Below are 25702 nucleotides of genomic sequence, written 5' to 3'. Positions count from 1 at the left end.
AGCCGGTCCCATGAAAGTCGAACGTCTCGCCATTCCTGACGTCATTCTGGTCACCCCGCAGCGTTTCAGCGATACCCGCGGGTTCTTTTCCGAAACCTATAATCATCAGAAGATGGTCGAGGCAGGAATCGATCTGACCTTCGTGCAGGACAATCAGAGCCTGTCGGTTCAGAAAGGTGTTCTGCGCGGCCTGCATTCGCAGGTAGCGCCGTTCGTTCAGGGCAAGCTCGTACGTTGCACCAAGGGCGCGATCTGGGATGTGGCCGTTGACGCACGCACCGGTTCGCCGACCTATGGGAAGTGGGTTGCTGCTGAGCTTTCCGAAGAGAACTGGTCGCAGCTCTGGGTTCCCCCCGGCTTTCTGCATGGCTTTGTCACCTTGCAGGAAAACACCGAAGTGCAGTACAAATGCACCTCCCTTTATGACAAGGCGTCCGAGCGAGCCGTCATCTGGAATTGTCCGCATCTGGCGATCGACTGGCCGATCACCGAGAGCGAAGTTGTGCTGTCTGACAAGGACAAGATTGCACCGCATTTTACCGAAGCCAAGGGATGGTTCCAGTACTGATGAGCACGGCAACGGAAAAGCACATACTCGTCACGGGTGGTCAGGGTCAGCTTGCGACCTCGCTGAAAATGCTTGGCGGTGATCGGGTCGTGGTGGTGGGCCGCCCCGCTTTCGATCTTGCCTCATCCGAGACGATGGCGACCACGCTCGATCGGGTCAAACCGTCTGTGGTCGTTAATGCCGCAGCCTGGACTGCGGTCGATCTGGCCGAGAGCGAGATCGAAGGGGCGACCATCGCCAATGAGACCGGACCGGCAGAACTGGCGCGGCTTTGTGCCGAGCGCAATATTCCACTGATCCATGTATCCACGGATTATGTCTATGCGGGTGACAAGGGCACGCCCTATGTCGAGACCGATCCGGTCACCCCACAGACAGTCTATGGCCGCACCAAGGCTGCGGGCGAACAGGCTGTCCTGAAAGCCCAGCCGCACAGCATCGTCTTGCGCACTTCCTGGGTCTATTCGGGTCACTGCAAGAACTTTGTTCGCACCATGGTCAATGCAGGTGCGAAGAATACCCATCTCAAGGTGGTGGGCGATCAATACGGTAATCCGACCAGTTCAGATGATCTGGCAACGGCGATTCTGTCCATTTCAGATCAGGTCGAAGCCGGATGGCAGGACAAATTTGCTGGTCTCTACCATGCCAGCGGCACGGGTGAGACCAGTTGGCACGGTCTTGCAGTAGCTGCTCTTGAGGAAGCCGTCCGACATGGGCAGGCCATGCCTGTCGAGGTTGCTGCCATCCGCACGGAGGATTGGCCGACCCCGGCAAAGCGTCCTCAGGATTCCCGCCTCGATTGCAGCAGGCTCAAGCAGGTTTTCGGCATCAGCCTGCCGGAATGGCGCGATGGCGTCACCCGTGCGGTCGATGAGCATTTTGCGACCAAGCCAATCTGAACGTGTCTGTAGAGGGCAGGACGATTTTTGAAGCACCGCGTTTATACGCGGTGGGAGGAAGGGACGCCCAAAGGGCGGCACCGCCGCCCGTAGCGATCCTGCTTTCCGTCTATAACGGCGAGGCCTTTCTCAACCAGCAGCTTGACAGCTTTCTAGCGCAGACTGATGCCAATTGGTGTCTTTACTGGCGCGATGACGGGTCTCAGGATGCGTCGCGCGCCATCATGCTGTCTTTTCAGGAGCATCGTGGCCTGGGACGATGCGTCGAGATCGAGGCTGAACCGGGTAATCTCGGGGTAGCCTGTTCCTATGCCCTGCTGCTCGCCGCAGCCCCCCAGGATGCCCTCATTGCCTTCGCTGATCAGGACGATGTCTGGGTGCCGCAAAAACTTGTCTGGGCACGTGAGAAACTCGCAGGTTTGACAGGACCTGCCCTGTATTGCGCGCGTCAGTTCCTTACCGATGAAAAGCTGCAGGTATTCGGGCCATCACTGCCTCTCAGGCGTATTCCCGATTTCTATTCGGCCCTGATCCAGAATATCGCGACCGGTCATACGGTGATGCTCAACGCCGAGGCAGCGGCACTCATCCGGTCGGTTCACGCGCCGAAAGGCGTGCTCCATGACTGGTGGAGCTATGTGCTGGTGCTGGGAGCCGGGGGGCAGATTGTTTTCGATGACCGATGTGTGAGTTTTTACCGGCAGCATCGGCGTAATGCTGTGGGTGTCGAGCGGTCACTGTTCGCCAGAGGAATGCGGGCCTTGCGTCGTGGCCCCAAGGCCTTCATGGCCTTGCTCGTGGCACTGGTTGTCCGTTTGCAGGACCCTGATTGCGCCGAAGCCCTCAAGCCGGAGGCTGGTGTATTTCTGTCGCGCCTCCAGACTGTGCTTGGCGGCGGATTTGGAACACGCCTGCGTTTTCTGCTGACAGAGCGCAGCTTCATCCGTCAGCGCCCGGCCGAGACCTGGCTGTTCCGGTTCTGGTTTCTGTTTTACGGCAGCGTCAGGCTGAAATCATGACAGGTGCGGCGGAACGTATCTGACGGCTCGGCGCGCGCAGAAACCTGCTCTGTCGTAAGTGTCGCGTGCAGCGAACGGCTCATCAGATGCAAGGCACCGGTGCCGCCCCCATAACGGCCATCGCCGATAATAGGACAGCCAAGAACTGCACAATGCACGCGTGCCTGGTGGGTACGCCCCGTGAGCAACGTCAATTCAATCAGAGCCCTGCCTTGGCTGCGTGAAAGCACACGCCAGGCGGTCACGGCTTTCTGCCCATTGGCGTGGCGCGCCATGTGCCAGCCCTCTTTCGTCGCGACCTTGCGCAGCGGGGTGTCGATGACGCCTTCGTTTTCCACCGGGGCTTTTCCAACGACGGCCCAGTAGGTCTTGCGGACCTGCCCGGAGGCGAAAAGCGCCTGCGCCTCTACGAGAGCCTGCTTGCGCAATGCAATCATGAGACAGCCCGAGGTATCGGCATCAAGGCGATGGACCAGCCACGGACCATCCTTGCGTCGTGACAGAAGCGGAAACAGCGCCTCGACCGAATGCGTCGTTTTCGGGCCCGGATGAACGGGGAGCCCAGCGGGCTTGTCGATCACGACGAGACGCGGGCTCTGATACAGGATGGGATAGGGGAAATCCGACATTGGGGGAGGGGAGGATCAGTCTTCGTCGCGCTGACGGCGGGCCAGAACCTCGCGCTTGCCGACATGATTGGCCGAACTCACGATGCCTTCCTTTTCCATCTGCTCGATGATCTTGGCGGCACGATTATAGCCGATCGACAGATGGCGCTGGATGAAGGAGGTCGAGGCCTTACCTTCGCGCGTCACCAGATCGACCGCCTGATCGAAAAGGCTGGCTTCAGCATCATATCCGCCGCCATTCATGCCATTGCCGCTCGAAGAAGCGCTCCCGCCCTCGTCCTCGAGGCTGGAGATCACCTCATCATTATAGATCGGCTCGCCCTTGCTGCGCAGGTCTGCCACGACATCCTCGACTTCGCTGTCTGTCACGAAGGGGCCATGCACGCGGGTAATGCGCGCAGCACCCTGCATGTAAAGCATGTCGCCCTGGCCAAGCAGCTGCTCGGCGCCCTGCTCGCCCAGAATGGTGCGGCTGTCGAACTTGCTGATGACCTGGAAGGAGATACGTGTCGGGAAATTGGCCTTGATGGTGCCGGTGATCACATCGACTGAAGGACGCTGGGTCGCCATGATGACGTGAATGCCTGCGGCTCGCGCCTTCTGCGCCAGACGCTGTACGGCGGCTTCGATTTCCTTGCCTGCGACCATCATCAGATCGGCCATTTCGTCGATCACCACCACGATATGCGGCATGGTTTCGAGCGCGAGCTGTTGCTCATCGAAAACAGGCTGGCCCGTTTCGGGGTCAAACCCCGTCTGCACACGACGCGTCACCAGCTCACCCGTCGAGCGCACCTGACGCACGCGCTGGTTATAACCCGTGATATTGCGCACCTGCAGATGGGCCATGGAGCGATAGCGTTTGTCCATCTCGCGCACGGTCCATTTGAGCGCGGCAACGGCCTTGTTCGGTTCGGTTACGACCGGCGTCAGCAGATGCGGGATACCGTCATAGATCGAAAGTTCGAGAATTTTCGGGTCAATCATGATCAGGCGGCATTCTTCCGGCGTCAGCCGGTAGAGCAGCGACAGGATCATGGCATTCACGCCAACCGATTTGCCCGAACCCGTGGTGCCGGCGATCAGCAGATGCGGCATCTTGGCGAGATCGGCATAGACCGGGTTGCCTGCAATATCCTTGCCGAGTGCCAGACGAAGCTGCGCACCGGGTTCGAGGAACTCGGGCGTGTCGAGCAGTTCGGAGAAATAGACGGTCTCGCGTGAGGCGTTCGGCACCTCGATGCCGATGACATTACGCCCCGGCACGGTTGCGATACGCACGCTCAGCACCGAAAGCGATCGTGCAATGTCATCGGCCAGACCGATCACACGGGCCGAACGGATGCCCGGCGCCGGTTCCAGCTCATAAAGCGTGACCACGGGCCCGGCATGGATGTCGCCGATCTGCCCCTGTACGCCGTAATCAGACAGAACCTGTTCCAGCAGGCGCGCATTGGCCTGCAGCACCTCATTGGAGGGGCCGCTGCCACCATGGGCCGGCGCCTTGCGGAGCAGGCCGAGCGAGGGCGGCTGCCAGCCCGCGCTTTCCCAGCCCTGACGTGCGGCAGCAGCGGGTTGTTCATGGCTGGGGCGCTCTGTGCGGGCACGTCCGAACCCGAAAAATCCGCGCTTGGGCTCCTCTTGCGGCTGAGGTCTTGGGGCCGGTTCCTCCGCATAAGGCGTGGCGTCTTCGATCTCGGCATAACGCGTCACGGCCGCCGGGCGGGGGCCGCTTTCCTGATCGCGGGCGATCTGTGCCAGCTGCATGGCATAGGGATTGGCAGGTGCAGAGGGCTCGGCCACGGGGGACGTCTGGGTGCGCGCCTGTGAGCTCTGCGTTTGGGTATTCTGCGTCTGGGTGTTCGCAAGGGCCGGCAGCGCTTCGTCGATCTTCTCCGGAGGCTGGAGCCATCCTGTGTTGGCCGGGATGAAGGGCTGGCGCGCCGTTTCGCTGGCCTGTCTGGGCGAGGGGTAGGGATGCTCATGGCGATAGGCATTCGCCTCGATCGGCTCGTAGCTGCTCCAGTCAGGGGGTGTTGTCTGACGGGCGCGATTGCCCATGCGGCGCGCCAGATGTTCCGATCCCTTGCCCACGGAGCGGGCGCCCCTGAACAGGGCGCGCCACTCACTACGGCGCAGACCAACCGCAAGCGGAATAAGAAGGACTGTCAGAAGCAGGCCGAGCAGGGAAAAAATTACGCCGCCCGCCCGGCCGAGCGTCGCCCGCCCGGTTGCGACCAGATGATCGGCCAGAACGAGCCCCAGCTGTCCGCCAAGCCCAGCCCGCGAAGGCCAGCTTGTGGTCAGAACCGGCATCAGAACCTGCAGGGTGGCGATAAGCGCCGCCGCAACCGGCAGCAGGCACAGAAAGGCTATAAAGCGCAGGATGGGCACGCTGAGCGCATGATGGCGCACGATCTGCCACGCCCAGCACAGCATGACGATAATCGGCAGCGCGCTGGCCAGGCCAAGCCATTGCACCAGCCCATCGGCAAGGGTTGCTCCGGGTTGCCCCAGAAGGTTGGTGGGTACAGCCGTGGTCGCGGTATCAAAAGACGGGTCCTGCGGATTATAGCTCCACAGGGCGACACCGAGCGCAAGCGCAAGAGCAAGCAGGACAAACCCGCCAAGCTCCGTCAACCGGTCATGCAACTGGCTGCGTAGTCTGGGCGAGGCGTTGGCGGGTGAGAGCCAGCGGCTGAACAAAGCCAAATTCACATCTTCCTGTGCTTGCGCAATTCGTTGCACCCCGCACATGGGGCGTCGAGCATCGTCTGAAACTATACCTGTCGTATGGCAGAACTATAGCGGAACAACGCGGCGAGACGAGAGCAAAAAAGGACAGATTTCCGCCAATCTCGTGTCATGCGGGGCTCGGCCCCGCTCCTCGCTAAAAGACGGTCGTCCTTTGGCAAACCTGATTGATTAAACTGGGGATCGAGGGGGGGGGGGCTTGTCCCTCCGCAGGTCAAGGGCGGAGCTCCGGGATCACGAAGCCCGCCAGATCCTGACCTGAGCGACACCGAAGCGACGCTCGGTCAGAAGGGGGAGATCGACAGCGAGTTCGTCTTTGACGGCAGTTTCGGCCACGATAACGGCACCGGGCGCGATCCAGCCCGAGCGGGTCAGGGCCTTGAGGGCAGCGGGCACCAGGTCTTTGCCATAAGGCGGGTCAAGGAAGACGAGCGTGCAGGGGCGAGAGGCGCGCGGTGCGCGGGTCACATCGCATGTCAGCACCGAGAGGTCACGATCATCAAAGCGGCAGGCGCGGATATTGGCCGAGATCACGGCGCGGGCGCTACGGTCCTGCTCCATGAAAATGGCCGAAGCTGCGCCGCGGGAGAGAGCCTCAAGACCAAGAGCACCTGTGCCAGCGAAAGCATCAAGCACGTGGGCTTCATGCAGAAAATCCGCTCCCGCCCAGGGGGCGTGGGCCAGCATGTCGAAAACGGCCTGACGGGCGCGGTCGGAGGTGGGGCGGGTGGTTTCGCCCCGAGGGGATTGAAGGGCGACGCCTTTGCGCTCACCGCCGACGATACGCATTATTCTTCTTCGGCTTCAGGGCTGGCGATGTCGGGGGTCTTGTCTTTCACGACACGGCGAACACGACGCGGGGCAGCGGCGAGTCCGGGAACCTGTTCGCGCAGGATCTTGCCCTGAACCTCTTCAATCTCGCGCTTCTGCAGCGTGCCGAGCTGGAATGGGCCGTAGGAAACGCGGATCAGACGGCTGACATGCAGATTGAGCCCCATCATGACGCGGCGGATTTCGCGGTTCTTGCCTTCCTGAAGGCTGACAGTCAGCCAGGCATTATCGCCTTTCTGCGAGTCCAGACCGGCTTCGATGGGGCCGTAGCGCACGCCTTCGAATTCCGAGCCGTTGGCCAGAGCGGCCAGCTTGCGCTCGTCCACCACGCCGAACACGCGCACGCGATAGCGACGGATCCAGGAATTCGAGGGCAGCTCGAGGCGCCGGGCCAGTTCACCGTCATTGGTGAGCAGGAGCAGCCCTTCGGAATTGATATCGAGACGCCCGACGCTCACCACACGGGGCATGCCCTCGGGCAGGGAGTCGAACACGGTGGGACGGCCCTGGGGGTCGCGATGGGTGGTCATCAGCCCGTCGGGCTTGTGATAACGCCAGACGCGTGTGTGTTCCTTGTTGCCGATCACCTTGCCGTCGAGCTGGATGATATCGCCATCCTGCACGAAGGTGGCGGGATGCTCGACCGAAGAGCCGTTCATGCGAATGCGCCCGGCTTCGATCATGCGCTCAATGTCGCGTCGGCTGCCTACGCCAGCGCGGGCCATCCATTTGGCGATGCGCTCGCCCTTTTGTTCTTCGGTCATGCTCGTCAGTCCTGTGGTGTCGCGTGTCGGGCGGCGTTGATGAATTCAGCCAATAGACGCGCGTCTCCCGGATCGATAGCGAATTCCGGGTGCCACTGCACCCCCAGACGAAAAATTCCGTCATCCGTCTCGATTGCCTCGATCAGACCATCGGGCGCGTAAGCGCTTGTCACAAGACTTCCTGCATCGCGTACACCCTGGTGATGCGATGAATTGACGCGCATCCCTGTTGCCCCCGTGCAGCGCGAGAGCAGCGTGCCGGGTAGAATGGTCACCTCATGCCCGGCCTCGTCGCGCGGGTTGGGCTGTTCGTGGGCAATCGGGCCGGGGGCCTGTTCGGGCAGGTGCTGAAACAGCGAGCCCCCCCAGGCAATGGCCATGAGCTGCATGCCGCCACAGATTCCAAGCACGGGCAGATCCCTGCTGCGAGCGGCGGTCAGATAGGCAAGCTCGGCATCGGTGCGACCGGGTTTGAGCGTGGTGCGGGGATGTGGTGCCTCGTCGTAAAGTGCCGGATTGGGGTCGAAAGCCCCTCCTGTCACGACCAGACCGTCGAGACGGGCCATCAGTGCTGCGGCAAGTGCGGGGTCATGGGGCAATCCGACGGGCAGCCCCCCGGCGGTCGCGATTGCGCTGAAATAATTCTGGCGCAGCGCGTGGTAGGGCCAGCGCGAAAATTCCTGGGGGCCGCCCGGTTCGATATCGAGCGTGAGACCGATGAGAGGTGCGCGTGTCATGGCAACGATGTAAACAGGGTTTTGAGCAAACAGAAAGCGCCTGTGTGTCGATCACCCTGGCATCTGTCGCTCATACGTCTCTGAGTGGGAGAAGCCGTGCCCGAAGAATTCCCGCAAAACGAGCCTGATTTTCAGGCAGGAAACGAACAGGCTGACAGAGACAGGTCTGGCCAGATCGGCATGGAACTGGCCCTCGCGGCCGCGCATGAAGCCGCATCCCGTGGCGAGGTGCCGGTGGGTGCCGTCGTGCTGGCGCCGGATGGTCGCGAGATTGCCCGGGCATCCAATGAGGTCGAAGCGCGTCAGGACCCTAGTGCCCATGCGGAAATTCTGGCCATGCGGGCGGCGACTGCTGCACTTGGCACACGCTCTCTGGCCGGATGCACGCTGGTGGTCACGCTTGAACCCTGCCCCATGTGTGCGTCGGCCATGGTGCATTTCCGGCTCGGGAAGGTGATCTTTGGCGCTTACGACCCCAAGGGCGGAGGGGTCGATCACGGGCCACGTATTTTTGAGCAGCCCGCCTGTCTGCACCGGCCTGAAGTGATAGGGGGGGTCTGCGAGCAGGAAAATGCCCGAATACTGAGGGATTTTTTCATAACATTGCGGGAAACACGCGATTCCTGAAACGGATTACCACGTTTTTACGCGCGCCTATTCTGGACGAACCGGAAGCGACTTCATAAGTTTCTCTTACCACCCCGCACCTGATGGGTGCCAAAGCTGGAAAGATCATGACTGACGCCATGCCTGTTCGTTTGACGCCTTCACGAAAGCTCCGCCCGCTGGCTCTGGTTGCAGCTACCGCACTCTCCCTCGGGGTTGGCATCACGTCACCCGCCTGGGCTGAGGGGCCGATCACGCCGCAGACCCAGCTCCAGACGCTGCCAAATTTCGTCAATCTGGTGAAGCAGGTGAAGCCTGCCGTTGTCTCCATCACTTCCCATATCCGTGCCGATGTGGCCGAGCAGGAAGAAGGTGGCGGGGGCGGGGGCCAGCAGATGCCTTTCCCCTTCCCCTTCCCGTTCCAGATGGCCCCGCAGCAGCAGCCGACGCATCGCACGGTCGAGGCGCGCGGTTCGGGCTTTATCATTTCCAACGACGGTTACATCGTCACCAACAACCACGTGGTGAATGGCGCAACCAAGGTGTCGGTGACGCTTGACGATGGCACGACCCTGCCCGCCAAGATTGTCGGTCGTGACCCCAAGACCGATGTTGCCCTGCTCAAGATCAAGCCGAATGGCAAGCTGCCGTTCATCGAGCTTGGCGATTCTGACAATGTTCAGCCCGGCGAATGGGTTGTGGCCGTCGGCAATCCGTTCGGGCTTGGTGGCACGGTAACGGCCGGTATCGTCTCGGCACGCGGGCGTGATCTCAATGCCGGTCCCTATGATGATTTCATCCAGATCGATGCGCCGATCAATCACGGCAATTCCGGTGGTCCGCTCTTCAGCCAGAACGGCAAGGTGATCGGCATGAATGCCGCCATCATCTCGCCTTCGGGCGGTTCGATCGGTATCGGCTTCGCCATTCCGTCGAACACGGTCAAGAGCGTGGTGGATCAGCTTCGCACGTCGGGTCATGTGACACGCGGCTATCTGGGTGTGCTGATGCAGCGCATCTCGCCGACCCTCGCCCAGGCGCTCAATCTCAAGCCCAGCGAGCCGGGGGCACCGCCAGAAGGCGCGCTGGTAGCGCAGGTGACGCCGGGCGGTCCCGCCGACAAGGCCGGGCTGAAGAGCGGCGATGTGGTCACCGCGCTCAACGGCGCCAAGATCAAGAGCGTGCATGATCTGGTTGTCCATACCGTCTCGATGAAGCCCGGCACCGATGCCACGCTGAACATTCTGCGCGATGGCAAGCCACAGACCATCACGGCCAAGATCGGCAATATGCCGAAAGACGGTGAAGGTCAGGATGCGTCTTCCGGTGATGACAGCAGCCAGTCGGGCAGCGGCAAGATCGGCATTTCGCTCGCGCCGCTTTCCCGTGACATGCGTCAGCAGCTTGGTGTCGACGATACCGTCAAGGGCGCAGTGATCAGCCAGATCGCGCCGGGTTCGCCCGCAGAACAGGCCGGTGTGCGCCCCGGTGACATCATTCAGGCAGTGGGCAATACGGCGGTTGATAACCCCCGCGCTGTGCTGACCGCCGTGCGCGGCGTCATGAAGAACAAGCAGCCGATCCTGCTGCGTGTCCTGCGTGACGGCCAGCTGATTTTCGTGGCCATCGCGCCTGCTGGCAGCGATACAGATGATGATGGCAGCGACGACGCCAACTGATTTCGACCGATCTTCCGCTTTGCCGGGAGAATGATAGCAGAAAGGGGCAGGGTTCACGGACCCTGCCCCTTTTTTGCGTGAAGAGACCCCAACCTGCCGGGCAAGGTTTGCGGCGTCCGCCGCGCTGCGGCACAGTGGCGCCATGACCCGTATCTTCATTGATTCCGATGCCTGCCCGGTCAAAGATGAAATCTATCGCGTAGCCGGGCGCTATGGGCTGCATGTGTTCGTTGTGGCCAATCGCATGATCGCCCTGCCGGACTCGCCTTTGATCGAACGTGTTGTGGTCGATGCGGGCCCGGATTTGGCCGATGACTGGATTGCCGAACATTCGGTCGAAAACGATATCGTGATCACAGCCGATATTCCGCTGGCAGCCCGCTGTGTCGAGAAGGGTGTGCATGTGCTCGAGCCCAAAGGCCGTGTGCTTGATGGCGATGCCATCGGTATGGCGCTTGCCATGCGCAATCTCATGACCGATCTGCGCTCGGCAGGCATGATGACGCCGGGTGGCGCCTCATTCGGCAAAGCCGACCGCTCCCGCTTTCTCTCTGCGCTCGACACGCTGGTGAACAAGGCCCGTAAACCCCGTCTGCGCCCTATGATCCTGCCACCCGCATAGGCATCGCGCAGGCGAAGAATGTCTCAGGGGCTCTACACAGAGTGATTTCCTTCCCGGCTTTCCCATTAGATATCGTGCGCGCGTGACACGCGCTCACGGATGGCGGGGCAGCAGGAGAGTGAGGAATGAGGAAACTGTCGTTCTGGCAAGCTGGTCAGTTGATGCAGCAGAGCTTCGAGTTACGGTTTCTGAAGCGCGCAGACGTCATGATCCTCATCGGTGTTCTGATGGCAGGAGACTGTCTGATTGAGGCAGTCAGGCAGACAGGGTCATCCGCCGGGGGGCTGATTGATGGTGCCCTGCGTCATCCAACCCTGCACGTCCTGAGCAGTCTCGACATGATTGCGATGTGGTTTCTGACGCTGACCGTTACCCGTGCATGGCTCACGCCATGGCGAGGTATTGCCTTGTGGCGGCTGGATAGGGGCGGGTTGCAGTCCCTGGGTGTCAATGCGGTTATTCAGGCGTTCCCTGCCGGGTTGACCCTTCTGGCAGCGTCTGGGGCCAACGATTATCTGAGTGGAAGCGCGGCCTTCACGACGAAAGCAGCAGGAATAAGCCTCCTATGTGCGCTGTGCCTGTTCTGGATATGGCTGGCCGTACGGTGTTTCGCCATGAGCTACCTCGCCTGGGAAAGCGGAAATGCGGGTTTTCAAATCCGTCGAAGTTACGAGGCGATGAAAGGGCATGTCTGGAGCTACATCTTCTGGGGCGGTGTCCTGGCGATTCCCTTCGCTCTGGTAATAGTTCTCCTGCAGAAGACGGCCACCTTTACTGCGCCCGGCTCATATCTGATGTGGGGAAGCCTTTTGGTGGCGAACCTGATTGCGGCTGCAAACCACGTTGTGTTTCGCAGTTTCGATCTGCGATTTTTCCAGGCATTGCAACTCGACCAGCCCGTAAAATCAGAGACAGGCAATCTTTTCGGGTCGTACTGACAGGCAAAAGGAAAGATGGCCAAATTCTTACCAGCGTGTCATGTTTCCTGCGACTGATCGAAGCGATTCTGCTCTTGCCTGCTGGTACTGAGCGCGATGCGCCTCGATCGAGATTTTTTTGCTGACGCTCATTCATCCGGAAATGACCGACACCATGAACGCTTCTCTCTCCCAGACCTCCCTCCAGACGGCAACCGAGACAGCCCCCGATGCCCTTCTGGCCTCAATGTTGCTTGAAGCCCGACGTACCAACAAGCCGCTGCAGACTGTTCCCGAGACCATTGTGCCCATCAATCCAAAAGCCGCCTATGCCGTGCAGGATGTCGTGGCTCTCGCGCTGAGTGAATCCGGCAAGGGTGAGATCGTCGGGTGGAAAGTGGGTGCGGCTACGCCCACCGCCCTGCCTTCCTGCGCGCCGCTGCATCGGGCCACGGTCTTCGAAAGCGGGCAGGATCTTTCGCCATCCTTCTGTCGCTTCCACGGTGTCGAGGCCGAGATCGCCTATTCGTTCAGGAGCGATCTGCCAGCGCGGGCAGAGCCCTGGACGAAGGAAGAGGTGGCCGACGCGATCGGGGCCATCCATGGCGCGATCGAGTTGCTCGATACGCGCTTCGTAACCCCGAATTCGCAGCATAACCTGTCGCATCTGGCCGATCAGGGCAGCCATGGCGTGCTGGTTGTCGGGCGTGGCGTGACTTCATGGCGTGATTTCTCCCCGACCACCCTGCCCATGACCATGCTGGTCAATGGCGAAAAGCGATACGACCAGCAGGGGGGCAACAAGGCTGGCGATCCATTGCGTCTGCTTACCTGGCTGGCCAATCATGCCATTGAGCGCGGTCGCCCGCTGCGTGCAGGCGATGTCGTGACCACAGGCTCGACCATGGGCACGCTGTTCCTCGATGACCCGGCCGAAATCTGCGTTTCTTTCGAGGGGCTGTTTCCTGTCGAGGCACGGCTGGGGGCGCCGTTTCGGCTCTGAACCTGGTACGATCTGAAGGATACGGGGCGCTTCGTCACAAGGGTATAACGGCAAGGTGATGAGCGTCCCGGCGGCGTTCTTCCTAGGGTCGAAAGCTCTGTAATCCGCAAGATGGACGAGTCATGGCCAGCAAGACCGATATCCTCATGATCGACCCCATGCCTGAGAGCTTCAACGAGCAGCTCGGCACGCCTTTTCGCCTGCATCAGTTTATCTCGATCGAGGCGCTGGGGCCTCTGGCAGAGCGGATTGAGGGGGTAACGACAGGCGGTGGCAGCGGTCTGCCTCGGGCCATCATAGACCGCCTGCCCAATCTCAAGGTCATCTCCGTCAATGGGGTCGGTATCGACAAGATCGATCTCGATGAGTGCGGGCGCCGGGGTATTCGTCTTGCGACAGCTCAGGGCGTGCTGAGCGATGACGTGGCCGACATGGCCATCGGGCTGATGCTCGATGTGGTGCGCGGCATTTCCTGCAATGACCGTTTTGTGCGTGCCGGGAAATGGGGGCATGAACCCGTCGTCAACTCATGGACGATCAAGGGTAAGAAGCTCGGCATTGCGGGGTTTGGCCATATCGGCAAAGCTGTGGCCAAACGTGCGGCGTCTTTCGATATGGCGATTGCCTATTTCAGCTCACGTCAGCAGACCGATACGCCTCAATATCCGTTCTATCCGGAATTACGTGTGCTGGCCGATTGGGCCGATGTGCTGGTGCTCTGCGTGTCAGGGGGCGCACGGTCCTTTCATATGGTCGATCGCAGCATTCTTGAGGCGTTGGGCCCGAAGGGCTTTCTGATCAATGTGGCGCGTGGCTCGGTCGTTGACGAAGAGGCGCTGATCGAGGCCTTGCGCGACAACACGATACGAGGCGCCGGGCTCGATGTGTTTGCCAATGAGCCTCACGTGCCCGAGGCATTCTATGGTCTCGACAACGTGGTTCTGCAGTCTCATCGCGCGACCTCGACTGTCGAGACCCGTCAGGCCATGGGGCGGCTCGTTTTCGATAATCTCGCGGCCTTCTTCCAGGGCAAGCCCCTGTTGACCCCCGTGCTCTGACTGGGGGTTTTCGATGGGATCGCGCTGCCAGACAGCGCGATCTCAGCGCTTTTCCTTCACGCTGGTCTGCCCTTCGCGGAAGCGATCGAAATGCAGGTTCAGTCCAGGACGGGTCACCTGCGAACGGGCAGGCAGCAGAAAGACGCGGTGGTTCGGATAATCGAACAACACGATGTGCGACTGGAAGAAATCAACCCCCAGCAGCCCAACGCCCAGATCGCGCTGGGTAAAGACAGGCATATTATCGAGGGATTCCTGACCAATACGGAATGTCCCGAGCTTTGTTCCACGAAGTCTGGAGTGGAGATCGCCAAAGAGCGCAACGGTCGGGTGCTGCGCGTCATCGGCAGAATCCCCGGGGGCAGGTCTGTTCAGCCAGCGTTCTGGCAGGGTGGTGACTGGAACATCTGAATCGAGTGACAGCTCACGTTCCTTGCCCTCGATCAGACCCATTATGGTGTCATTGCCCGTAAGAGGCAGGGCCTGCGCGCCAGTACCGATAAAACCTGCCTGTGCATTGCTGCAGGCAGCATCCTGACGGAAGCGGATGAGGCCGAAAACGCCGTGAGGCATGTCGAGCAGCAAGGCGAGACGGTTGAAGAAAGTGCTGCCGATCGTACCGATCAGAGGGCGCGTGCCGATATGCTGCATCGGGTAGTCAATGAGCTGGATCATGTCCGGGGTTTGCAGATCGAGCCCGCCAAGCGTGAGCGTTCCGGCCTTGATGACAGGGCGGCTCTCGCTATGTTCCCGGTTGGTCAGGATGATATGTGTCCGACGGGTATCGTCGATGTCGAACCCTTCCATATCTCCCACATAGAGAACATCGAAACCGCTCGAGAAATAGAGGGCGATTTCCTTCCCGCCCAGCGTAGCGGGCAGGATGGGTGAGTCTCCCTTCCCGCCCAGAAGCGGTATGGAAACCGCGCCATCGATACAATCGGGGGTCGACTGCGCCAGAGCGTCGTGCATCCAGAATGCGCTCAGGGTCGCGACAAGAGCGCCGACCCGGCATGCGGCTTTCATCGAAGCTGGCTGTCCTTGCTGCCTCGACGATTGATACCGGTAAAGACGGGGCGGCTGTCACGCGCGCCCTGGCAGGCAACGCATAGTTTCACGCCTGGCACAGCCTGTCGTCGCGCCAGGGGGATGGGCTCGTCACATTCGATGCATTCCTCGGCGCTCTCGCCTTTTGGCATGGCGTGGCGCGCGCGATTGACGGCATCGGCAATCGTATCGTCGATCTGGTCCTGAACGGCTCCATCGGGAGCCCAGCCGGTCGCCATGAGCATATCCTCCCTTATCGTGACAGCCTTTGAATATGGCGATGGCGGGGCCGTGATAAAAGGGGGAGGAAGGGCTGGCATCTTCCGTCTCCCCATATGGAGGCAGGGTTTTCACGTGTCATCGAGTCATGCACTGAACCCTTGAGCCGTGGCGTCGTTCACGGGAAAGCGAGGCCGGACGAAACGAGGCGGGGCAGATGGGTCAATCAGGTGAAGGGCAGAGCGGCAGCAGTACGGTCACCCTGCTTCCGGTGCAGGCCCTGCTCGACCCGGCACAGGCAGCCGCCCATCTCGGGCTGGCGCCAGGGCTTTTCCGCGCACTGGATTTTTTCCGCTGTGGCCCGTCAAAGCTGAAACTGCGTGGCAAGATTTTCTATCGCCGTGCTGAACTCGATACATTGCGACAGGACTGGTGCGCTGCGGTTCAGGTCCGTGCGGAAGACCGTCTTGCGGTGCGATCCGACACGCAGAGGCGTGACAACACCAGCAGCGAGGAGGCGGCGCTCGACCCGTTGATGCGCCTCCTGGCGCTGCGCGCCATACGCCATCGCATCGTCATCTCCATCTTCTGGACGATGGGCATCATCGGTGGCGCAATCTGCCTCATTCTCTACTGAAACAGCTCATAGGGCCTGCTGACACCCCATCTGACACTTCAAGGATTTTCCTAATGCGCACGCGCCTTTTTGCTTCGACCCTGATCGGCTCTCTCACCTGCAATGCAGCCCTCCTGGCACTCGCGCGCAAACGCGGGTTCAGTGCGGCTCAGGGGGTCAATTGCACAGCCCATTGGCTTGTCGGGCCTGAGGCCGCTGATATCCGGGATTTTGATCTGAAACATAGCGGGACCGGCATCGCGACGAATATCGCTGCCCTGCTGTTCTGGTCCGTGTTCTACGATCTGGCACTGGGCAGAAAGCCCGGTCGTATCAGGGCGGTGCTTGTGACCCTTGCCCTGGGGCCAGTGGCGGCTCTTGCCGATTACAAGGCAACGCCCAAGCGGTTCACCCCTGGCTGGGAGCTGGTATTTTCAAAAAAGGAAATGGGGCTGGTCTATGCCGCTATGGTGGCAGGTATGGCGCTTGGGGCCAGACGCGCCCGCTAAGCCTGTCTCGGCATGGGGAGACAGGTTTTTTCCTATCCTGTAGTGCCCCGGTCAGCACGCTGACCGGGGGGGAAAGGTGCCTGATGAAGGATCAGGCTGTGCCGCCGATCGTGAGGCCCGCCAGCTTCAGAGTCGGCTGGCCCACACCGACAGGCACGCCCTGACCGGCCTTGCCGCAGGTGCCGATACCAGGGTCGAGCGCCACGTCCTGACCGATCATCGAGATCTTGTTCATGGCATCGAAGCCATTGCCGATGAGCGTGGCCCCCTTGACCGGGCGCGTCACCTTCCCGTCTTCGATCAGATAGGCTTCCGACATGGCAAAAACGAATTTGCCGGAGGTGATGTCGACCTGCCCGCCACCGAAATCGACTGCATAAAGGCCGCGCTTCGTCGAGCGGATCATTTCCTCTGTCGTGGCCTCTCCGCCGAGCATCAGCGTGTTGGTCATGCGCGGCAGGGGAACATGCGCGTAGGACTGGCGGCGACCATTGCCGGTGGGTGCCACGCCCATAAGGCGGGCATTGAGCCGGTCCTGGATGAAGCCGCGAAGGATACCATCCTCGATCATGACGGTTCGGCCTGAGGGCGTGCCCTCATCATCGATGGTCAGTGAGCCGCGCCCCTCTGCCAGTGTTCCGTCATCGACTACGGTGACACCGGGGGCGGCGACACGCTTGCCGACCATGTCGCTGAAACTGGACGTCCCCTTGCGGTTGAAATCGCCCTCAAGCCCGTGACCGACGGCCTCATGCAGCAGGATGCCCGGCCAGCCCGGGCCCAGCACCACATCCATTTCTCCAGCCGGCGCCGGGCTGGCTTCCAGACTGACCCTGGCGCGGCGCACCGCCTCATCGACGGCTTCCTGCCAGGTTTCACGGCCCAGAAGACGCGACAGCATATAGCGCCCGCCCATGCCCCGGCTGCCGCTCTCGCGACGCCCGTCACGCTCGAGCACGACCGAGACGTTCAGACGCACAAGCGGGCGCAGATCGGCGGTGCGGAAACCTGAATCGCGCATGATCTGTACGGCCTGCCACTCAGTGGCGATACTGGCCGAGACCTGAACCACTTCAGGGCCGATCCCGCGGGCATAGGCATCGATCTCGCCCAGAACGGCGGCGCGTGCAGCAAAGTCGGTATCGCTCAGCGGGCTTTCCGGTGCGTAAAGGCGGCGATTGGTCGCGTGCGGAGGCGCCGACAGCGTGCCACTGCGCCCCTGTCGCACAACGGAGACGGCACCGGCTGCACGCTCGAGGGCGCTTTTGCTGATCTCGTCGGAATGGGCAAAGCCGGTCTCGGGGCCGATGACAGAACGCAGGCCAAAACCGGAGGACGTATCGAAGCTTGCCGACCGGATGACGCCATCATCCAGCACGATGGATTCGCTCTCCCGATATTCGAGAAAAAGCTCGCCATCCTCGATGCCGTCGAGTGATTTCGTGACGATCTTTTCCGCCTCGTCGCGCGTCAGCGTGCTGTCGGCACGCTCGAAAAACAGGCGATCCGTGACGGCGAGGGCGGAGAGGGGCGCATCTTCGGCGTATATCGGCATGGGTACGAAAAGCTCCTTCTTGAACCCAGACACATGGCGCGTCCTGCCGATGAATGCGAGGGGAAAGCCGCACGGAGACGGAAAAATACGGGATTCAGCGGGCAAGACGCGCATTCAGCGCGATAAAGACCAGCAGAGCGGCAAGCAGCAGGAAGGCGACAGAGAGGCTGCTGACATGAGCCACGGCGCCCACGAGGGCAGGCCCGGCCAGAATGCCCGCATAGCCCATTGTGGTGATGGCAGCGACGGCAGCATTGACCTTCATGACCGACTGTCTGCCAGTGGCGGCATAAAGAACAGGGACGATATTGGCACAGCCCAGCCCGATCAGAACAAACCCGCCAAGCAGAAGGGGCGCATTGGGGCCATACACCACCAGGGCGAAGCCAAGAGCGGCACAGAGGCTGCCCCCTGCCATGATAAGGGCTGGCCCGGCTTTCGCCACCACATGGTCGCCTGTCAGGCGCCCGAAGGTCATGGCCGTAGCAAAAACGGCGTATCCCCATCCCGGGGCGATACCAAAGCCGACGCGTTCACCCGAGAGATAGACCCCGCCCCAATCGAGCACGGCGCCTTCAGCCAGAAAGGCGATGCATGTCAGCAGGCCTAGCAGCCAGACGATGCCCCGAGGCAGGCCGAAACCCGCCCCGCCGCCGGGTTCCGCATGGTTCAGCAAGCCGCGCCAGGCGGCACCGAACAGACCGATTATTCCCAGCTCGCCAATCAGCACGCTCACCCAGGGCTGCGCCTGCACCAGAGTCAGAATCTGTGGCCCCGCCGCACCAATTGCACCGCCAATGCTGAAAAAGGCGTGAAATCCCGAGAGCATCGGCCTGCCGCTCAGTTTTTCAACATCGATGGCCTGAATGTTCATGGCGGTCTCGACAGCCCCCAGCCCCATGCCAAGGCCAAAGACGGACGCAGCCAGAAGCGGCACGTCATGCAGCAGGGCGAGAGGCATGAGCAGCGTACCGGCGAGGGCCAGTCCGCCTGTCGCGACAATACGACAGCCCCAGCGGCCGACCCATTGCCCTGCCAGAGGCATGCCGATGATCGACCCGATACCAAGGCAGAGCAGCAGCAGGCCGAGCGCACCATCATTCAGGGCGGCATGCCGCTTTACGACAGGCACGAGGCAGGACCAGAGCGCCGACACGACTCCGACCAGAAAAAAGACGGCGCGAGTACTGTTTTGCAACCTCTGCACAGCTGTCCTGTTCATCCGGGAGTCCCTTTTTCTGGCGTTTCTGGCGTCGAGGGGGAGGAGAGCGCCACAAAACCTCACGGGGCTCGAGTCACATCTATGACAGGATGCTGCCTCAAACCCGTGCTCAGAGAAAGAAAGCCCGCGCGTATCGGGCCGGATTTCAAGGAGACCGCATGACGAGACACCGTCTTTCTTTCTCTCATGTCCTGCTTCTGGGCGTTTCGCTGGTGATAACCGGCGCTGCAGCCGGGCATGGCATGGCGCTGGCATCCGAACAGGGGGCGGAATCCGGGCAGAGTACGCCCGCAGCCCCTCCGGCGGCTTCCACTCCGCCCGAAACTTCTCCTGCAGCCGCGCCATCCCCGACAGGATCGACCGGCGCACCCTCGGCGTCGCGGGAGACCGTGGCGAGCGAGGCAGCGCAGTCTCTTCATGTTCCTTCGGTGCCGCAGGATTTGCGCTCGCCATCCATCGCGATGGGCGGTCTCTTTGCGGCCATTGGCGGGGCGCATCTGGCGCCCGATTTCAAGACGATTGCTGATTCACGCCCCGATGAGGCACCGTCGAAGCTGCTTCAGGACTGGGAGGCCCAGCGACAGCATCCGGGGTTCAGCATCAAGGCTTTCTACGCCCAGCATTTCTCCCCGCCTCTGCGTCGCGATGTGTCCTATCGGCGCAAGGCAGACGAAAATATCTATGACTATATCCAGGGGATGTGGGGCGTCCTGACCCGTCAGCCTGACAAGCCGATGTCGTATTCGTCTCTGCTGCCTCTGCCCTATGCCTATGTCGTGCCGGGAGGGCGCTTCTCGGAGCTCTATTACTGGGACACCTATTTCACCATGATCGGTCTTTACGAGACCGGGCAATGGGATCTGCTGCGTGGCATGGTGAAGGATATGGCGTCGCTGATCGACCGCTATGGCCATATCCCTAACGGGACGCGCACCTATTATCTCAGCCGGTCCGAACCGCCCTTCTTCTCGCTCATGGTCGATCTTCTTGCCCAGCATGACGGTCAGGGTGCCTATCGAACCTTCCTGCCCGAACTGCAGAAGGAATATGATTACTGGATGGATGGTGCCGACGCGCTCAAGCCGGGGCAGGCCTATCGTCATCTGGTGCGTCTATCTGACGGCACGCTGCTTCTGCGACACTGGGATGATCTCGATACCCCGAGGGATGAGAGCTATCCCGAGGATGTCGCGACCGCCGCGCGCGCGGGAACGCGTGCCCCTTCGGATGTCTATCGCGATCTGCGTGCGGGGTCTGAAACCGGGTGGGATTTCTCATCGCGCTGGCTGGCAGACGGGCACACACTGGCAACCATTCACACTACGGATCTGGCGCCGATCGAGGTGAATTGCCTGATAGCCCATCTCGAGCAGACACTCGAACATGGCTATGCCCTGACAGGACAGCGCAAGCTGGCAAGACTCTACGGGCAGCGTGCAGACGAGCGCACCGCGGTCGTGAGACGCATTTTCTGGAATGACGAGAAAAACGCGTTCTACGATTATGACTGGCGCAAGGGGCAAACCACCGACGTGCTCTCTGCTGCAACGGCCATGCCTCTGTTCCTGCGGCTGGCGACCCAGGCACAGGCGATGGCGGTGGCTGATACCATTCAGGCGAAGCTGCTCAAGCCCGGTGGCATCATGGCAACCGACCATGAAAGCGGCCAGCAATGGGATGCCCCCAATGGCTGGGCGCCGGAGCAGTGGATGGCCATCAAGGGCCTCAACAATTACGGGGCAAGCGATCTGGGCGAGACGATTGCCAGACGCTGGATGGCTCGCGTGATTGGCACCTACGAGAAATCGGGCGTGTTGCTGGAAAAATATGATGTCGAATCACCGGGCGTCAGCGCCACGGGTGGCAAGGGCGGTGGCGAATACCCCATGCAGATTGGCTTCGGCTGGACCAATGGTACGCTGCTGGGGCTGATGCGGCGTTATCCTGCCGATACAGCCCAGATCCTCAGGCACAATCCGCTGGCCAATCAGACGCCTATCGATGTTCTTCCCCCGAGCGACCCATACAGCGCCGTCGGGCCGCAGATATCTCCCGATGCACCAGCCAAACCAGCCGGTGATGTTGAAACAGGGGGCGAACCGGGCAAGTCTGCCTCTGCCGATGGCGCATCCGACAGGACGCCGACCGACGGGAACGGGTCAGCAAAGCAGGCAGCTGAAAAGACGGCATCAGGGGGGCTGCAGTCACCACAGGCGGCCCCCCTTGATCAGCGCGTGTCGACCAAGAAGATGACGGCGTTTCAGCCCTCCTGAGGGCTGAAATGGCGACCGAGACGGTCGAGCGCTTCGGTCAGAACGGCTTCGGTCTTGCAGAACGCAAAGCGAATGAGATGGCGCGGGGGTTCGGCGCCCTGCGGGTCGTAGAATGCCGAGACCGGGATGGCGGCAACACCGGACTCGACGACCAGATCGCGGCAGAAAGCGACATCATCTCGGCCATTGGCATGGGCGCTGATATCGGCGACCACAAAATAGCTGCCATCGGCGGGCAGGGTCGGAAAGCCGAGCGCGTGCAGACCCTCGGCAAACAGATCGCGCCGTGCGCGCAGGCTGTCTGAAAGCGTGGTGAAGAACGACTCTCCGAGATCCAGCCCCTTTGCCACAGCGCGCTGCAGATTGGGTGCGCTCGAGAAGGCAATAATCTGATGCGCCTTGGCGATGACGGCGGTCAGAGTCGGGCAGGCGGTGATGTAGCCGATCTTCCAGCCGGTGACCGAAAAGCTCTTCCCTGCGCTGCCAATGCGTATCGCCCGCTCTCTCATACCCGGCCGCGTCATGAGGGGGATGTGCTTCACGCCGAAAGTAAGGTGTTCGTAAACCTCGTCGCAGAGCGCATAGCAATCATGCTCCAGCACGAGCGAGGCGATCAGATCGAGCTCCTGCGGGCTGAACACCTTGCCGCTCGGGTTCATGGGCGAATTCAGCAGGATCAGCTTGGTCTTGGCTGAAAAAGCGGCGCGCAGGGCGTCTTCCGGCAGGTGCCAGTCCGGGGCTTCCACCCGTACGCAGCGCGGTACGGCACCGAGCAGGCGTAGTACGGGAAGATAGGTGTCATAAAGCGGCTCGATGAGCACCACCTCATCGCCCGGCTCTATGAGCGCCATCAGACTGACCGCCAGAGCTTCCGTCGCGCCTGAGGTAACGATCACCTCTGTCGCTGGGTCGATATCGAGGCCGTAATCGCGCCCGTTGGCGCGGGCGACTGCCTCGCGCAGCTCGGGCAGGCCGGTAAGGGGCGCATACTGGTTGCGCCCGTCCTTCAGCGCCTCTGCCGCAGCATCGATCAGCTCTGCCGGGCCTTCGGTATCGGGAAAGCCCTGCCCCAGATTGATGGCACCATGAGCCATGGCAAGCTGGGACATCGTCGTGAAAATGGTGGTCGGCAAGGAGCCGAGAAACGCGTTGGGAGTTTTCATGGCGATCCTGCACTGCAAAGGGGCTGGGGCTGCAAAGGAATAGGGCATGATACCGGCATAATCCCGCCTGTAAAACGCCCTGACATGTAGGTGCTGAAGGCAGGGGTTCTGAATCCGGAGGTCGTGAGCGTGTATTGCCGGCGGCGCCCTTGGATTGGAGGGACGGATTCCGGTCGCGATGGCGTTACGGGCCGTCCATGCGCATCACAGTCGCGTGGGTGATCGGAAAAATCGGAAATGAGGGAGTGACGCGATCCGATATGCTTTTTCTGTTGGTCTGTCATGCGTCGTTTTGATTCCGAAAGGTGTTTGAGGGCCTTACCGGGGGGAGAAGATTGCTGTTTTTCATGCGTGGTGCGTCGCAAAAAGCCTTTGGAATACTCGACAGTTCGCGAATCCTGTCCTAATCGTTTTGCAGCCGATCAGTGCGGCCCCTTGAGGCAGATACAGGTATTTGACAAATGGCGAAAAAAGCTCCAGCCGCGGCTTCCAAGGCTGCGTCTTCCACGAATGCAGCGAATGCCAAGCCCGGCAAGCCAGATAGCGCCGCTGTAAAGCGCGTCTTCGAGCTGATGCAGGAACACTCGGTCGAACTGGTCGACCTGCGCTTCACCGACCCGAAGGGCAAGTGGCACCATACGACGCAGTGGCACACCACGATCGAAGAAGACACCTTCGTTGAAGGCTTCATGTTCGATGGTTCGTCGATTGCCGGCTGGAAGGCCATCAACGAATCCGACATGGTGCTCCTGCCCGACCCGACTACGGCCGTCATGGACCCGTTCTCGGCCAAGCCGCAGCTGATCCTGATCTGCGATATCGTCGAGCCCCGCACCGGCAACTATTATGCCCGTGACCCGCGCGCGACCGCCAAGGCTGCCGAAGCCTATCTGAAGACCACGGGCCTGGGCGACACCGCCTTCTTCGGTCCGGAAGCCGAGTTCTTCATTTTCGACAACGTGAAGTTCGGCACGGGCCCGAATTACGGCACGTACCAGCTCGACAGCATCGAAGGCCCTGACGCCTCGATGAAGGACTATCCGGAAGGCAATATGGGCCATCGTCCGGTGGTCAAGGGCGGCTACTTCCCGGTTGCTCCGGTCGACAGTGAAGGCGACCTGCGCGCTGAAATGCTTTCGACGATGGGCGAAATGGGCCTGCCGATCGAAAAGCATCACCACGAAGTGGCGCAGTCGCAGCACGAGCTGGGCACCAAGTTTGCCACGCTGGTCCAGTCGGCCGACTTCATGCAGATCTACAAGTACTGCGTGCACAATGTCGCTCACTCCTATGGCAAGACGGCTACCTTCATGCCGAAGCCCATCGCTGGCGATAACGGCTCGGGCATGCATGTGCATCAGTCGATCTGGCGTGATGGCAAGCCGCTTTTCGCCGGTGACCAGTATGCTGGCCTGTCTGAAGATGCGCTGTTCTACATCGGCGGCATCATCAAGCATGCCAAGGCGCTGAACGCCTTCACCAACCCGTCGACCAACTCCTACAAGCGTCTGATCCCGGGCTTTGAAGCCCCCGTTCTGCTCGCTTACTCGGCAGCCAACCGTTCGGCTTCGTGTCGTATCCCGTATTCGGTCGGCCCGAAGGCAAAGCGTATCGAAGTCCGTTTCCCGGATCCGACCGCCAACCCCTACCTTGCTTTCGCCGCCATGCTGATGGCTGGTCTCGACGGCATCCGCAACAAGATCCACCCGGGCGAAGCCATGGACAAGGATCTGTACGAACTGCCGAAGGATGAGCTGGCCCAGATCCCGACGGTCTGCGGTTCGCTCCGTGAAGCCCTTCAAGCCCTCGAAGCCGATTTCTCGTTCCTGCTCGAAGGCGATGTCTTCACCAAGGACCAGATCGAGAGCTACATCGAGCTGAAGTGGAAAGAAGTCTACAAGTTCGAACACACGCCGCACCCGGCTGAGTTCGAAATGTACTACTCGGTCTGATCCGAGACGAAGCCCGGCTTTCGAGCCGGGCTTTTTTTATGCCTGCGCGCCAGAGACGGTATCGATCAGCATGGCCCTCAGGGCAGTCTGTGTCGGGTCGAGATCGGCGCGATCGGCCCAGACGAGGTATTTGTCAAAACCGGGCAGATCGAGCGGGGGCGCAAAGACGGCCAGATCGGACCGATCCGCTACTAGCCGGGCGGGCAATACGGCAAGCAGGTCGGTTGTCTTCAGAAGCTCGGGAACCATCAGAAACCCCGGCACAGAGACGGCCACGTGACGTTTCCTTCCCAGAAGATGGAGCTGACGATCGGTCTGCGCCTCGAAGCCTCCGCCATCTGGCGATACCACGACATGGGACGCCGCGCAGAAAGCATCGAGACTGTCCGTTTCTGTCAGAACGGGATGGCCGGGTCGTGTGACGCATAGCCAGGTTTCCCGGAAAAGCCATTGGCTGTGCAGCGAGGCAGGGCTTTCTTCGGGCGTCACGAGGGCCATATCGAGCGACCCATCTTCCAGCCTGTTGCGAAGCGAGGCCGTATCGAGGCCGTGCAGGGCCAGACGAATGCCGGGGGCTGTGTCCTGCAGGCGCTTCATGAATGGTGTGACCATGGTCGCTGCAGCATAATCCGTGGCTGCCAGTGAGAGGGTAAGGGTCGCCTTGGCCGGATCGAAATCCGGTGGTGCATAGAGCGCGCCGAGCCCATCCAGAACAGACCGCAGCGGCTTTTGGAGTGCGCGAGCGCGTGGGGTGCAGACCAGGCCTCGTGACTGGCGAATGAAAAGAGGGTCATCGAAGGCGTCACGCAGGCGGGCGAGCATATTGCTGACAGCAGGCTGCGTTACCCCCAGAGCCTCGGCCGTTCGAGTGACGCTTCCTGTGGCAATGAGGCTGTCGAGAGCGCGGAGCTGGGTGAGATCGAGCTTGTCGAGGCGGGTCATGACTATGCTTTCGACGGAAGATAGGAGAGTGATCCATCATGAATAATGATAGCAAAAATCAGAAAACATGATTTTTCATGATATCATTTTAGAGGCAGGAAAGTCCTTTTCCAGC

General features: G+C 61.0%; 24 protein-coding genes. 13 read left to right on the top strand and 11 right to left on the bottom strand.

Features of this window, described 5'->3' with window-relative positions; all coding sequences use genetic code 11:
* The first annotated feature begins 10 nt into the window (after positions 1-10).
* The 3 genes from rfbC to AAID99_RS11700 are packed head-to-tail and all read left to right on the top strand — an operon-like array spanning position 11 to position 2489.
* The gene (gene rfbC / locus AAID99_RS11710; RefSeq protein WP_188427136.1) at positions 11-568 is read left to right on the top strand and encodes a dTDP-4-dehydrorhamnose 3,5-epimerase; all 558 of its coding nucleotides are present in this window, start codon (positions 11-13) and stop codon (positions 566-568) included.
* Positions 568-1470 (top strand): dTDP-4-dehydrorhamnose reductase, encoded by a 903-nt coding sequence (rfbD, locus tag AAID99_RS11705; protein WP_188427135.1) that lies wholly within the window; start codon positions 568-570, stop codon positions 1468-1470. Before rfbC ends, rfbD begins: the two co-directional genes overlap by 1 nt.
* Before the next feature lie 50 nt (positions 1471-1520).
* A complete protein-coding gene (locus AAID99_RS11700) occupies positions 1521-2489 on the top strand; it encodes a glycosyltransferase (protein ID WP_188427134.1) in 969 nt (322 codons plus the stop codon).
* Here AAID99_RS11700 and AAID99_RS11695 read toward each other — a convergent pair.
* The 5 genes from AAID99_RS11695 to AAID99_RS11675 form a co-directional block, all read right to left on the bottom strand.
* A complete protein-coding gene (locus AAID99_RS11695; protein ID WP_498493965.1) occupies positions 2462-3118 on the bottom strand; it encodes an RluA family pseudouridine synthase in 657 nt (218 codons plus the stop codon). The two genes, AAID99_RS11700 and AAID99_RS11695, sit on opposite strands and share 28 nt — an antisense overlap.
* Before the next feature lie 15 nt (positions 3119-3133).
* A complete protein-coding gene (locus tag AAID99_RS11690) occupies positions 3134-5830 on the bottom strand; it encodes a DNA translocase FtsK (protein ID WP_229719871.1) in 2697 nt (898 codons plus the stop codon).
* Positions 5831-6106: 276 nt separating this feature from the next.
* On the bottom strand, positions 6107-6661 hold the full coding sequence (gene rsmD / locus AAID99_RS11685; RefSeq protein WP_188427131.1) for a 16S rRNA (guanine(966)-N(2))-methyltransferase RsmD: 555 nt from the start codon (positions 6659-6661) through the stop codon (positions 6107-6109).
* The gene (locus tag AAID99_RS11680) at positions 6661-7467 is read right to left on the bottom strand and encodes a pseudouridine synthase (RefSeq protein WP_188427130.1); all 807 of its coding nucleotides are present in this window, start codon (positions 7465-7467) and stop codon (positions 6661-6663) included. Before AAID99_RS11680 ends, rsmD begins: the two co-directional genes overlap by 1 nt.
* A gap of 5 nt (positions 7468-7472) precedes the next feature.
* Positions 7473-8204 (bottom strand): gamma-glutamyl-gamma-aminobutyrate hydrolase family protein, encoded by a 732-nt coding sequence (locus AAID99_RS11675; RefSeq protein WP_188427129.1) that lies wholly within the window; start codon positions 8202-8204, stop codon positions 7473-7475.
* 180 nt (positions 8205-8384) lie between these two features.
* Here AAID99_RS11675 and AAID99_RS11670 point away from each other — a divergent pair, with 180 nt between their 5' ends.
* The 6 genes from AAID99_RS11670 to AAID99_RS11645 all read left to right on the top strand — a co-directional run bounded on the left by AAID99_RS11670 (position 8385) and on the right by AAID99_RS11645 (position 14089).
* On the top strand, positions 8385-8831 hold the full coding sequence (locus AAID99_RS11670) for a nucleoside deaminase (protein WP_188427250.1): 447 nt from the start codon (positions 8385-8387) through the stop codon (positions 8829-8831).
* 107 nt (positions 8832-8938) lie between these two features.
* A complete protein-coding gene (locus tag AAID99_RS11665) occupies positions 8939-10489 on the top strand; it encodes a Do family serine endopeptidase (RefSeq protein WP_188427128.1) in 1551 nt (516 codons plus the stop codon).
* Positions 10490-10631: 142 nt separating this feature from the next.
* Complete coding sequence (locus tag AAID99_RS11660; RefSeq protein ID WP_188427127.1) at positions 10632-11111, top strand: YaiI/YqxD family protein; 480 nt, start codon at positions 10632-10634, stop codon at positions 11109-11111.
* 125 nt (positions 11112-11236) lie between these two features.
* The gene (locus tag AAID99_RS11655) at positions 11237-12049 is read left to right on the top strand and encodes a hypothetical protein (RefSeq protein ID WP_188427126.1); all 813 of its coding nucleotides are present in this window, start codon (positions 11237-11239) and stop codon (positions 12047-12049) included.
* Between the two features lie 154 nt (positions 12050-12203).
* Positions 12204-13031 (top strand): 2-keto-4-pentenoate hydratase, encoded by an 828-nt coding sequence (locus AAID99_RS11650; RefSeq protein WP_332363906.1) that lies wholly within the window; start codon positions 12204-12206, stop codon positions 13029-13031.
* A gap of 122 nt (positions 13032-13153) precedes the next feature.
* Positions 13154-14089 carry a 2-hydroxyacid dehydrogenase gene (locus AAID99_RS11645; protein WP_498493963.1) on the top strand — a complete coding sequence of 312 codons (936 nt, stop codon included), beginning with the start codon at positions 13154-13156 and terminating at the stop codon, positions 14087-14089.
* A gap of 42 nt (positions 14090-14131) precedes the next feature.
* Here the strand turns inward: AAID99_RS11645 and AAID99_RS11640 are convergent, their stop codons facing one another.
* Complete coding sequence (locus AAID99_RS11640) at positions 14132-15115, bottom strand: hypothetical protein (RefSeq protein ID WP_188427123.1); 984 nt, start codon at positions 15113-15115, stop codon at positions 14132-14134.
* On the bottom strand, positions 15112-15375 hold the full coding sequence (locus tag AAID99_RS11635; RefSeq protein ID WP_188427122.1) for a DksA/TraR family C4-type zinc finger protein: 264 nt from the start codon (positions 15373-15375) through the stop codon (positions 15112-15114). Before AAID99_RS11635 ends, AAID99_RS11640 begins: the two co-directional genes overlap by 4 nt.
* A gap of 197 nt (positions 15376-15572) precedes the next feature.
* Between AAID99_RS11635 and AAID99_RS11630 the strand changes: the two genes are divergently transcribed.
* Together AAID99_RS11630 and AAID99_RS11625 are read left to right on the top strand one after the other, a co-directional pair.
* On the top strand, positions 15573-15992 hold the full coding sequence (locus AAID99_RS11630) for a hypothetical protein (RefSeq protein ID WP_188427121.1): 420 nt from the start codon (positions 15573-15575) through the stop codon (positions 15990-15992).
* Positions 15993-16045: 53 nt separating this feature from the next.
* The gene (locus tag AAID99_RS11625) at positions 16046-16480 is read left to right on the top strand and encodes a hypothetical protein (protein WP_188427120.1); all 435 of its coding nucleotides are present in this window, start codon (positions 16046-16048) and stop codon (positions 16478-16480) included.
* 91 nt (positions 16481-16571) lie between these two features.
* Here AAID99_RS11625 and tldD read toward each other — a convergent pair whose 3' ends face one another.
* Both tldD and AAID99_RS11615 read right to left on the bottom strand, forming a co-directional pair.
* Entirely contained in the window at positions 16572-18035 is a 1464-nt protein-coding gene (tldD, locus tag AAID99_RS11620) for a metalloprotease TldD (RefSeq protein ID WP_188427119.1), read from the bottom strand.
* Positions 18036-18129: 94 nt separating this feature from the next.
* The gene (locus AAID99_RS11615; protein ID WP_229719869.1) at positions 18130-19233 is read right to left on the bottom strand and encodes an MFS transporter; all 1104 of its coding nucleotides are present in this window, start codon (positions 19231-19233) and stop codon (positions 18130-18132) included.
* 266 nt (positions 19234-19499) lie between these two features.
* Between AAID99_RS11615 and treF the strand changes: the two genes are divergently transcribed.
* Positions 19500-21530 (top strand): alpha,alpha-trehalase TreF, encoded by a 2031-nt coding sequence (gene treF, locus AAID99_RS11610; RefSeq protein ID WP_498494299.1) that lies wholly within the window; start codon positions 19500-19502, stop codon positions 21528-21530.
* Here the strand turns inward: treF and AAID99_RS11605 are convergent.
* Positions 21518-22693, bottom strand: coding sequence for an aminotransferase (locus AAID99_RS11605; protein ID WP_188427117.1), 1176 nt, complete (start codon positions 22691-22693; stop codon positions 21518-21520). The two genes, treF and AAID99_RS11605, sit on opposite strands and share 13 nt — an antisense overlap.
* A gap of 569 nt (positions 22694-23262) precedes the next feature.
* Between AAID99_RS11605 and glnA the strand changes: the two genes are divergently transcribed.
* On the top strand, positions 23263-24645 hold the full coding sequence (glnA, locus tag AAID99_RS11600; protein WP_264784131.1) for a type I glutamate--ammonia ligase: 1383 nt from the start codon (positions 23263-23265) through the stop codon (positions 24643-24645).
* 36 nt (positions 24646-24681) lie between these two features.
* Here the strand turns inward: glnA and AAID99_RS11595 are convergent, their stop codons facing one another.
* Positions 24682-25587 carry a LysR family transcriptional regulator gene (locus AAID99_RS11595; RefSeq protein WP_188427115.1) on the bottom strand — a complete coding sequence of 302 codons (906 nt, stop codon included), beginning with the start codon at positions 25585-25587 and terminating at the stop codon, positions 24682-24684.
* Between the last annotated feature and the right edge of the window lie 115 nt (positions 25588-25702).

The sequence above is a fragment of the Asaia sp. Ae19-3 genome, from assembly GCF_059801175.1.
This window is presented reverse-complemented; position numbering and strand designations above follow the sequence as displayed.